The organism is Mariniflexile aquimaris (genome assembly GCF_042676825.1).
Taxonomy (GTDB): domain Bacteria; phylum Bacteroidota; class Bacteroidia; order Flavobacteriales; family Flavobacteriaceae; genus Mariniflexile; species Mariniflexile aquimaris.
Genome location: NZ_JBHTIB010000002.1, coordinates 171,744 through 182,738 on the forward strand (window position 1 = coordinate 171,744; position 10,995 = coordinate 182,738).

The following is a 10,995-nucleotide window of genomic DNA, read 5'->3' on the forward strand; positions in this document are numbered from 1 at the left end:
GGGTTGGGTTTATTGGTCTAACAAATATGCAAAAATTAATGGAGCTACAATAGTAGCATCACTTTCAATTATATATTTTGGGGTATCTATATCTAATTTACCCCATGTGATTTTTTCGTTTGGCACAGCGCCTGAGTACGAACCATAACTGGTTGTTGAGTCGCTAATTTGGCAAAAATAACTCCAAAACGGAATATCATGCATTTCCATATCCTGGTAAAGCATTGGTACCACACATATTGGAAAATCTCCAGCAATGCCTCCTCCAATTTGAAAGAAACCTACACCTTTTCCGCCTGAATTTTTAGGATACCAATCGGCTAACCACATCATGTATTCGATACCGCTTTTGGTGGTTGAAGCCTTTAATTCGCCTTTAATACAGTAGGATGCAAAAATATTACCCATGGTGCTATCTTCCCACCCTGGAACAACTATTGGCAGGTTTTTCTCTGCCGCTGCCACCATCCAAGAGTCTTTAGGGTCGATCTCGTAATATTGTTCTAAAACTCCAGAATTTATCATTTGATACATAAACTCGTGTGGAAAATAACGCTCGCCAGCTTTATCGGCTTTATTCCAGATGTGAAATAAATGTGATTGTAACCTTCTAAACGCTTCTTCTTCTGGAATACACGTATCGGTAACACGATTGTAATGGTTTTCTAATAAATCCCACTCTTCTTGTGGGGATAAATCTCTATAATTTGGTACTCTTTTGTATGAATTGTGCGCCACCAAGTTCATAATATCTTCTTCAAGGTTTGCTCCTGTGCAAGAAATAATATGAATTTTATCTTGACGAATCATTTCTGCCAACGATTTTCCTAACTCTGCGGTACTCATGGCACCCGCTAAAGTTACCATCATTTTACCATTTTCTAACAAATGAGTTTCGTACCCTTTTGCAGCATCTACTAAAGCGGCGGCATTGAAATGTAAATAATTTTTTTCTATAAATTGTGATATGGGTCCTTTAGTACTCATCGTCGTCATTAAATTTTGAAGCGTTATTCTTTTGTTTTGTGTTATCGTAAGTGTTATCGTAATCGTCGCCTACTTCCTCATCCATAAATTTATAACTTAACATTTTATAATACAATTTAGCAGCTAAAAAATCAGATGCTTTTTGTTTTACACTTGGACATAGTTCTACAATATCGAAGCCAACAACATTTTTTTCGGCAAAAACCTGCTTTAAAAATTCTAAGGTTTCGTACCAAAATAAACCACCTGGTAATGGCGACGCCGTATTTGGTAAAATTGAAATGTCTAATGCATTTAAACTAAAATTGATGAAAACATTATCGGTCATTTGGTCTATTGCCGAATCCATCCACGTATCATCTACGGCCATTTCATGAGCAAAATAGGTTTTATCGATGTCTGCAATCGTTTTTTCGTTGGCCGACATGGAACGAATTCCAACCTGAACTAAATTGGCTGTTTGGTTTGCTTCGCTAAGTGCGCAAGCATTATTAATTGAAGAACCATTATGGCTTTTACGTAAATTCGCATGAGCTCCGATATGCAATACGGTTAAGCTAGGAAACATCTCGTTAAAAGCACGAATTGTTCCTATAGACGTTGCATGTTCGCCACCAAATACCGTTACAAATTTATTTTTTTTAATGTATTTTTTTGTTGCTTGGTGTACCGCCTCTACCATTTCTTTTGGAGATTCGTCTTCGAGCGTTTCTGCCAAATAAATACCTTGCTGATAAACCTCTGTTTCGGTTTCTATATCATAAAGTTCCATATTTTTAGAAGCATTTAAAAAAGCCTCAGGACCTTTTGCGCTTCCTTTTATTACAGAACCTTCCCCTTCAAAAGGCACAGGAATTAAAACTATTTTAGCTTGTTCTAATTTTGCAAATTCTTCAGGAATTCCTGCATACGTGTTATTTGTCATAACCTAAAATTTTAAGTAAGTCTTCACTTTTTTGTTGTTCACTAAATAATTCTGTAGTGATGTTTCCATCCTCGTCTCTATCGATTAAAATATGTTTTGGCGACGGAATTAAACAGTGTTGTAATCCGCCAAATCCGCCAATAGTTTCTTGATACGCACCAATATTAAAGAACCCAATATACAAAGGCTTTTCCTTATTGTATTTTGGCAAATAAATAGCATTCATGTGCTGTTCGCTATTATAATAATCGTCGCTATCGCAAGTTAATCCCCCTAGCAATACTCTCTCGTAAGAATCGTTCCATCTATTTATTGGCAACATTACAAAGCGCTTATTTATAGCCCATGTATCTGGTAATGTTGTAATGAAAGAGGAATTTATCATATTCCACTTTTCTCTATCGTTTTGTTGTTTCTGGTATAGCACTTCGTAAATAGCACCACCACTTTCGCCTACGGTAAAACTTCCAAATTCGGTAAAAATGTTTGGCACTTCTACTTCTTCTTCTTCACAAACCAGTTGAATTTGATTCAGGATTTCATCAACCATATACTCGTAATCGAAATCGAAGGCCAACGAATTTTTTATTGGAAACCCACCACCGATATTTAAACTATCTAAGCTTGGGCAAATACGTTTTAAACTGGTATACACTTTTAAACATTTTGCCAACTCATTCCAATAATAGGCGTTATCTCGAATACCTGTATTGATAAAAAAATGAAGCATTTTAAGTTTCACTTTTTTATTTTCCTTAATTTGACTTCTATAAAACGGTAAAATATTTTTGTATCCGATACCTAAACGAGACGTGTAAAACTCGAATTTTGGCTCTTCTTCTGAAGCAATACGGATACCAATGTTAAATTTACCCTTTATTTCTTTTGAAAGCAAATCTATTTCTTCGTAGTTATCAATAATCGGGATACAGTTTTTGTGTCCGTTATTAATTAACTTCGCTATGTTAGATATGTATTGGTCTCTTTTAAAACCATTACTAATAACATATGTTTTGTTGGTTATCTTTCCTTCGGCTTTTAGGCTTTCAACAATATCAATATCAAAAGCAGAAGACGTTTCTATATGAATATCATTTTTTAAAGCTTCGTTTAAAACATGTTTAAAATGCGAACTTTTAGTACAGTAACAATAATGGTATTTCCCTTTGTATTTATGCTTTTTTATAGCTGTATCAAACCAGCGTTTTGCTCTGTTTATATTGTTTGATATTTGTGGTAAGTATGTAAATTTTAATGGTGCGCCATATTCTTCAACCAAGCCAATAAGGTCTATTCCATGAAACTCTAAGTTTTTCTCGTTTAGCTTAAATTCTTCTTGTGGAAAGTAAAATGATTGATTTATTAAATCAATGTATTTAGTATTCATTTTTTATACGGATGTAATAGTTTAATAATAATTTTTTTAAAGTTAAGAAACATTCGTTTCTAGGCAAATTATACTTCCCTATTAATCAAATTCGAATTTGACTTTGAGTAGTTGGAACAAAGCCGTATATATGCTGGCTACCGGCAATAGTATAAGGAGAAGTAAGTTTTAAAATTCGTTTGCTTATTCTACAAGCAATTATTGAAAAAAACTTCTCAATTTTCAAAAATCCGAATATATAAACACGTTTCAATTTGTTCTTCAATTACTTTACAAATGAAATATAAAAAATTTAATTTTATACTCATTTGACATTTTTTTTTAGATTTTTTTTAGAGCATCTTCAGGTTGTTTAATTCCTGTTCGGTAAGATGTTTCCAATGGCCACGAGGTAAATCTTTCTTTGTAAGTGGCCCGATAGCAACACAATCCAGATTAACTATTTCGTACTTAAAATAATCAAAAATAGTTCTTATCAAGGTGTTTCCTGTATTCTTGATTTTTAAGCCTATTTCATTTTTAGAGGCTCCATCTATATAGCTAATTTCTTCAACAGCGATAAGCTTTCCTTCAATTTTAAAACCGTTTTGAATCATTTTTAAATCTTCCAGCTTTAAATTTTTATCTAATTCCACATGAAACAATCTTGCTACACCATTTTTAGAATTCGTGAATTTTTCAGCAATATGGTCATCGTTGGTAAATAGCAACAACCCTTTGGAGTTTCTTCCTAATCTACCAATAGGTTTAATTCTGGACGTTGTAGCGTTTGCCACTAAATCCATCACTGTTCTTCCTTTACCTTCGCTGGTTGTGGTAGCGAAACCTTTAGGTTTATTTAGCAATACATAGGCCTTTTTCTCAGGATTAATTCGCGCACCATCGTAACGCACCTCGTCTCCCAGTTTAACTTTATAGCCCATTTCTGTTATTACCTTGCCATTTACGCTCACAAGACCTGTTGCGATATGAACATCGGCTTCTCTACGCGAACACATACCAGAATTGGCCACGTATTTATTTAATCTTATCTCATCTGGATTTGAAGCTTTTTTAACGGGTGGATTTACATTTCGAATAGGGGCATTACCTCTGGCAAGACTTTTACCTTTTGAATAATTGCCGCCACGACTTGAACCTTTACCGTTACCATTTTCCTGACCTCTACCTGAAGATCTTCCTTTTCCACTTGCTCCTTGCTTTCTGCTCATTACTTTAATTTTTTGCAAATATATACTATATATTACTATTAATTAGTGTTATAATTAACTAAAAAAGCTTCTAAAACAACCTGTTAAGAACAACATGAACATCGATTAACAAAATGCTAAAAACACCTAAAACAATAATAAATTTTAATACGTTGTGTAGCAACAAATAGTGCAATTTAGTTTTAGACTTCCAAAGCATAATTAGAAAAAACACTATTAAAATGATACTTAAGTAAAAATACAAATACATATGGCCAATTTCAAACTTATACAGAAGCAAATAACATGGAACTAAGGTTAATAAGGCGAGTATTGTCAGCATTTTTTTTGAAACCCCTTCGCCATAAACTACCGGGATTGTATGATAATCTTGAGTTAAATCGCCTGTAATATTCTCCAAATCTTTAGTAAGTTCTCGCATAGAGATTAGTAAAAACAAAAAGATGGCATGGACAAAAATGACTGTTTCGAAATTTTTGTAATACATAAAAATGGCAAAAAAAGGCGTAATTGTTAAAATGGCCGAAGTTAAATTACCAATAAAAGGTAGTTTTTTTAATTTATGAGAATAAAACCATATGCCAAAAATATAAATAGAGAAGAATATTACTGCTCTAAACGACACATAACTCGCCATAATAACAGCCATAAAATTTAAAACAAAATAAAAAGAAAGCTTTGTATTTTGGCTTATTAGCTTATCAAGCTTAGATTTAATTGGTCGGTTAATTAAATCCTTTTCTGAATCGTAAAAATTATTAATAATATAACCTCCCGCAATAGTAGCAGATGACGCTAAAACCAACATAAATAAATTAATATCGAAAACAACATGGCGTAGCGGCTTATCATGTGCTAGAATATAAATAGACGCCAGATATTGCGCAATTACAATAACCAAGATATTATACCCTCTTACCACAGAAAACATGCTAAAAAACTTGAGAAGTATATGTTTTTGTTTTCTGGAGAGCATGAAAAAGGTGTTTTATGAAACCCTGAAAATTACTTCAGAATACCAATAGAAATTTAAAAGTTATATACAACTTCTAAGTTATAATCTTTTAATGACTGTTTTGCTTTATCAATATTTTCAGTAAATCCTAAAATATAGCCTCCGCCACCAGAACCACAAAGTTTCAAGTAATATTCGTTGGTTTCAATACCTTTTTTCCATAGTTCGTGAAACTGAACAGGAATCATGGGCTTAAAATTATTCAACACCACTTTTGATAACTGCTTTGTGTTTTTGAATAAGGATTTTATATCGCCCTTTAAAAAATCATCCACACAAGCATCTGTATGTTTTATAAATTGGTTTTTAAGCATATTTCTGAAACCCTCTTGTTTCATATTTTCCATAAAAATACTTACCATGGGTGCCGTTTCGCCAATAATACCACTATCCAATAAAAACACAGCGCCTTTGCCATCAGCCTTTTGCGATGGAATGCCAGTGGCTTCTATATTATCTTTTGAATTGATTAGAATTGGAATACTTAAATAGCTATTTAAAGGATCTAAACCAGATGATTTACCGTGGAAAAAAGACTCCATTTCAGAGAAAATAGATTTTAAAGTCAGTAGTTTTTCACGTGTTAAGTTCTCTAAAACCGTAATTTTATTGTGTGCGTAATTGTAATAAATAGCCGCAACTAAAGCACCACTACTACCAACGCCATATCCTTGAGGTATTGAAGAATCGAAATACATTCCTGCTTCAACATCGTTTTTAAGGGTTTCGATATCAAAAGTTACTAAGTCCGGATTAATAGTTTCCAGATACGTAACAAAACGCTTTAAACTTTCGTTCGATTTTATCGCTATTTCCGAAGGATTGCTATCGGTTTTTAAGGCACCATTATAAAAATTATAAGGAATGGATAGCCCTTTAGAATCTTTTATGATTCCATACTCTCCGAAGAGTAAAATTTTAGAGTAAAATAATGGTCCTTTCATATAATTCAATTCATAATTGACAATTGATAATTGACAATTAATTTTGTTTTGATGTTTTTATGATACTTGTAAGAAGTTTTAAAATTTCTTTTATATCAACCTGAATACTAATATACTCAGAATTATTTAAATAGCCTGTTTCTTTAAGCAAATCTAACCAATACTCCGTTTCGTTTGCTTCCTTAAGAGCAATTGCTAATTTATGGATAAAATCTGCTTTACTTTCTGCATGTTCTGCTTCTCTAACATTAGCACCAATCGATGTTCCTGAGCGTAATAATTGTTTTGAAAGCACGAATTCTTTTCTATCTTCAGCTAAAAACTTATACAAATTTACAATTCTTACAGCAAATTGATAACTTTTAGTTCTAATTATGTTTTCTTGCTTCATTGTCAATTATCAATTTTACATTGTTAATTGATTTGCACCCAGTCCAATTTGGTCGCAAATATAATGACCGTTTTGACAATATGCAACTAATTCATTTTTAATGAATTCTAATATTTTAGATGCTTCGTTCTTTGGATACAACACATGCACATTGGCACCAGCATCTAAAGTGAAACTAATATGTAAACCCGTTTCTGCTCTAAACGTCCATATTTTATTAATTATTTCGAGCGTATTTGGTTTCATTAAAATAAAATAAGGCATACTGGTCATCATCATTGCATGCAATGTTAAGGCTTCACTTTCAATAAGTTGTATAAATGCGTCTAAATTACCCGATTCTAAGATGGGTTTTAATGCATCAAGATTATCGTGCGCCTGATTAAAACGGTTTTGGGCATACGGATGGTTGAACATTAAGTTATGCCCAACGGTGCTGCTAACCTGTTTTTCACCTTTATCAACCAATAAAATAGTATCTTGATAGTTCTTAAAATTGTCATGAACTTTATAGGGATATTTTATTCCGAATAAATCGCTACTTCCTTCAACAGTTTTGTTTTTTCCCCAAACAATTAAATCGCCTTCAATACTTCTGCAAGCCGATCCAGAGCCTAAACGTGCTAAAAAAGAGGCTTTTTGGTTGAAATATTCATTGTTTAATGACGCCTCAACCGCGCCGGACGCGACATTTGATTCCGACAATTGTTTTTCAATACTCATTAAACACAATGCCAATGCACTCATACCACTTGCCGATGAGGCGATACCAGAACTATGCGGAAAGGTATTTTTAGTGTCAATTTTGAATTTATAGTACTTTAAAAAAGGCAAATAAACTTCAACACGCTTAAAAAAGGTTTCAATTTTTGGTTTAAAATCATCTTTCTTTTCACCATCTAAAAAAACTTCAAATTCAAAATCGGAAGTGTTTTCTTTTTTTGAAAAACTTAAACTTGTAATTGTTTTACAGTTATTTAGGGTAAAACTTATGGAAGGGTTTTCTGGAATTTGGTCTTTCTTTTTGCCCCAATATTTTACTAAAGCTATGTTACTTGGACTTTCCCAAGTTACTTTACCACTTTCAATGGTATTGGTATATTTTCTAGGAATGAATTTTTGTTCGGTCATGCTAACTTAAATCTGACGACAAAGATAATAGTTTTACCATTGTATTATAGTTTCTGGCGGTTCCAGACACTTTTAACTTTCGTTCATATGTATTCATGTTGAATTTTGATTTTCCGTAGCCAGCATCGCTATAAAAATAAAGACAATCATTTTTAATTACAACGTCTTCATTTTCGTAAATCATATTTCCAACTTCTTGCAACAAATTACTATCAGGAATTTTGTTTAAAAGGATAAAATAACTCGTTTCAAGTTTTTCTTCAGAAAAAGGCGACGCTTCAAAAATAGTTTTTAACTGGATATTCGTTTTTACAATCACCGAAATTTCAAATCCGAATTTGTTTAAAATAGCCGTTTGAATATTACGTTCTAATTCAGAAATAGCTGTTATTGAAGATTGAAAAACAACATTTCCACTTTGAATATAGGTTTGAACGTTTTGAAAACCCACACTTGTTAACAAATCGCACAATTCAGCCATAGGCACTTTTTTATAGCCTCCAACATTAATACCTCTTAAAAACGCGATAAATATTGGCATTTTAGAAATCTTGATTTTGGTTTAGAAATCGATACACAAGTATGCCATAAGGCTTAGTTACGTAATGAATGGAATAATTGAATTTATTTAAAGTAATAATACGCACATTTTTGTACCTAAATTGAAAGGCATCTGGCAATTGTAAAATAAGTTCTAATTGTCTGTTGACGTCTTCCCAGAAAACAGCTTCTTTACCTGAAAATTCCATAAAGCATTTAGCCTTGTGAAACTCAATTCTAGCTTCTTCTGTAAACTTCACTATCTTATTTACCATATTCAGCCTTCATCTCATCCCAAGAATAGGTTTTAAGCTTGCCTTCATCATCTCTTTTTATCATGTCATCTATCATTTTTTTATATGCTTCAGAGGGTTCGCTGTAACGCATGGCTGTATCTTCCAAAGTATATTCTAAATAATTTTTGAGTGAGCGTTTTTGGAGTTTTGCTTGCTTTTCAAGAATTTCTAAAGCTTTATTATCTAACTCGATTAATTTTTTAGTCTTTCCCATGATATATAAATTTTAAATAGTAAATATATAAAAAATATATTATTTTGATATAGATTTAGCTGCAATATAAGCCCCTGTCCATGCATTTTGAAAATTAAAACCGCCTGTAACAGCATCTACATTAATCACTTCACCAGCAAAATACAGGTTTTTATGCAGTTTACTTTCAAAGGTTTTGAAGTTGATTTCTTTTAAATCGACACCTCCAGCGGTTACAAATTCTTCTTTAAAAGTACTTTTACCGGTTACTTGAAAAGTGGCCGATGTAAGTTGTGACGATAAGGTTTCTAATTGATTTTTATTTAAATCTGCCCATCTAGTTTCCTCATCCATTTGAGATGCTAACACCAATTTTTGCCATAAGCGTTTTGGTATTTCAAATTGCGCCGATTTAAAAACTGCTTTTTTGGCTAAATCGTGTTTTAGTTGTTTTAACTGATCTAAGCAATCTAAAAACGAATATTTGATAAAATTAATTTCTATCTGAAAATTATAGTTTCGTTTTGCCAATTCGACTGCTCCAAAAGCCGATAATTTTAAAATGGCTGGCGCGCTCATACCAACGTGGGTAATAAGCAACGGCCCTTCACTATACAAATCGGTGCCAACAACTTTAATTTCTACGTTTTGGGCTACAACTCCAGGAATATCTTTAATGCGTTCGTCTTTAATATCGAAGGTAAATAAGGACGGAACGGGTTGCACAATTGTATGTCCTAACTTCTTTAAAAGAGTCCATATTTTAGTACTGCTACCAGTGGCAACGAGTAATTTTTGTGCTGAAAAATCGTCTTCCGATGTATTTATTATCCAATTATCATCTAGTTTTTGTATGGATTTGACGGCATGATTGTATAACACTTCAACCTGATGCGTTTTAGCTTGATTTAAAAAACAATCAATAATAGTTTGCGAAGTATTTGACATTGGAAACATGCGTCCATCGTCTTCAATCTTTAATTCAATTCCTCGTTTTTCAAACCATTCGATGGTATCGCCAGTCATGAATTGATGGAAAGGCCCTAATAATTCCTTTTCACCACGCGGATAATTTTTAACCAATTCTTGGGGAATAAATTCGGAATGTGTAACGTTGCAACGACCTCCACCGGACACTTTAACTTTTTGCAATCCTTCTTTACCCCTTTCTAGAATCGCTACTTTTAAGTGTGGATTTTGTTCTGCAATGTTAATCGCTGCAAAAAAACCGGCAGCACCACCACCAACAACAATCACATCTTTTTCAATCATAATCTATCTGGGTAGTCTGAAATAATGCCATCTACACCATACGTTTTTATGCGTTTTATTGGTTTTAGGTTGTTTACGGTAAAGGTAAATACTTTAAAATCTTCTTTAAGTTTTGCAACAATCTCTTCGGTTAACATGGTGTAATCTACATGAATAGAAACCGCATTTATGGTTTTTGCGAATACTACGGCTTTCTCCAAATTAGAATCGGTTATCACACCTAACGGAATATTTGGGTTTGCTTTATGCACCGTTTCCAACAAATTGCTTTGAAAACTAGAAACTATAATGTTACTATAATCCCACCCTTTTTTTTCTATAAAAAATGTTATTAACCTGCTTGCTTCTTCAGCTGTGTCATGTCCTTTTAATTCAACATTTAAAAGACATCTATTGTTCACAAAAGTTAAAACTTCCGATAGGGTTGGAATTTGGCAATGCCCTTTTACTTCAACACGTTTTAATTGCGTAAGCGTAAATTTTGAAACTTCGCCAGAAGTATTGGTCATTCTATCTAATGTAAAGTCATGAAAAACCACTAACTGACCCGACGCACAACGATGCACATCTATTTCAATTCCATCAACACCTAAACTCAATGCTTTTTTTATAGATTCTAACGTGTTTTCGGCAAAATGTCCTTTAGCGCCTCTATGCCCTATTTTTAAAATTGTATTATTCATGAAAACTTAATGCTGAGAGA

13 protein-coding genes are annotated in these 10,995 nt (G+C 33.0%); all 13 read right to left on the bottom strand.

Going from position 1 to position 10,995, the window contains the following annotated elements; all coding sequences use genetic code 11:
• Nucleotides 1-9: 9 nt before the first annotated feature.
• Nucleotides 10-996 (bottom strand): deoxyhypusine synthase family protein, encoded by a 987-nt coding sequence (locus ACFQ0I_RS00800; protein WP_379938485.1) that lies wholly within the window; start codon nucleotides 994-996, stop codon nucleotides 10-12.
• Nucleotides 977-1,912 (bottom strand): agmatinase, encoded by a 936-nt coding sequence (speB, locus tag ACFQ0I_RS00805; RefSeq protein WP_379938487.1) that lies wholly within the window; start codon nucleotides 1,910-1,912, stop codon nucleotides 977-979. The genes ACFQ0I_RS00800 and speB overlap by 20 nt, the downstream gene beginning before the upstream one ends.
• Nucleotides 1,902-3,299 (bottom strand): arginine decarboxylase, encoded by a 1,398-nt coding sequence (locus ACFQ0I_RS00810; protein WP_379938489.1) that lies wholly within the window; start codon nucleotides 3,297-3,299, stop codon nucleotides 1,902-1,904. The genes speB and ACFQ0I_RS00810 overlap by 11 nt, the downstream gene beginning before the upstream one ends.
• A 332-nt stretch (nucleotides 3,300-3,631) precedes the next feature.
• Entirely contained in the window at nucleotides 3,632-4,510 is an 879-nt protein-coding gene (locus ACFQ0I_RS00815) for a pseudouridine synthase (protein WP_379938491.1), read from the bottom strand.
• 70 nt (nucleotides 4,511-4,580) lie between these two features.
• A complete protein-coding gene (locus ACFQ0I_RS00820) occupies nucleotides 4,581-5,486 on the bottom strand; it encodes a geranylgeranylglycerol-phosphate geranylgeranyltransferase (RefSeq protein WP_379938492.1) in 906 nt (301 codons plus the stop codon).
• 53 nt (nucleotides 5,487-5,539) lie between these two features.
• Entirely contained in the window at nucleotides 5,540-6,469 is a 930-nt protein-coding gene (locus ACFQ0I_RS00825; protein WP_379938493.1) for a mevalonate kinase family protein, read from the bottom strand.
• A 37-nt stretch (nucleotides 6,470-6,506) separates the two neighbouring features.
• Nucleotides 6,507-6,860: a four helix bundle protein gene (locus tag ACFQ0I_RS00830; protein ID WP_379938495.1), complete on the bottom strand. Its 354-nt coding sequence runs from the start codon at nucleotides 6,858-6,860 to the stop codon at nucleotides 6,507-6,509.
• A gap of 15 nt (nucleotides 6,861-6,875) precedes the next feature.
• The gene (locus ACFQ0I_RS00835; RefSeq protein ID WP_379938496.1) at nucleotides 6,876-7,991 is read right to left on the bottom strand and encodes a diphosphomevalonate/mevalonate 3,5-bisphosphate decarboxylase family protein; all 1,116 of its coding nucleotides are present in this window, start codon (nucleotides 7,989-7,991) and stop codon (nucleotides 6,876-6,878) included.
• 1 nt (nucleotide 7,992) lies between these two features.
• Nucleotides 7,993-8,532 carry a DUF1697 domain-containing protein gene (locus ACFQ0I_RS00840; protein ID WP_379938497.1) on the bottom strand — a complete coding sequence of 180 codons (540 nt, stop codon included), beginning with the start codon at nucleotides 8,530-8,532 and terminating at the stop codon, nucleotides 7,993-7,995.
• 1 nt (nucleotide 8,533) lies between these two features.
• Nucleotides 8,534-8,806 carry a hypothetical protein gene (locus tag ACFQ0I_RS00845; RefSeq protein ID WP_379938499.1) on the bottom strand — a complete coding sequence of 91 codons (273 nt, stop codon included), beginning with the start codon at nucleotides 8,804-8,806 and terminating at the stop codon, nucleotides 8,534-8,536.
• Nucleotides 8,796-9,041 (bottom strand): hypothetical protein, encoded by a 246-nt coding sequence (locus tag ACFQ0I_RS00850; protein WP_379938501.1) that lies wholly within the window; start codon nucleotides 9,039-9,041, stop codon nucleotides 8,796-8,798. Before ACFQ0I_RS00850 ends, ACFQ0I_RS00845 begins: the two co-directional genes overlap by 11 nt.
• Before the next feature lie 39 nt (nucleotides 9,042-9,080).
• On the bottom strand, nucleotides 9,081-10,292 hold the full coding sequence (locus ACFQ0I_RS00855; RefSeq protein ID WP_379938503.1) for a BaiN/RdsA family NAD(P)/FAD-dependent oxidoreductase: 1,212 nt from the start codon (nucleotides 10,290-10,292) through the stop codon (nucleotides 9,081-9,083).
• Nucleotides 10,289-10,975, bottom strand: coding sequence for a glycerophosphodiester phosphodiesterase (locus tag ACFQ0I_RS00860; protein ID WP_379938504.1), 687 nt, complete (start codon nucleotides 10,973-10,975; stop codon nucleotides 10,289-10,291). The genes ACFQ0I_RS00855 and ACFQ0I_RS00860 overlap by 4 nt, the downstream gene beginning before the upstream one ends.
• Nucleotides 10,976-10,995: the final 20 nt, after the last annotated feature.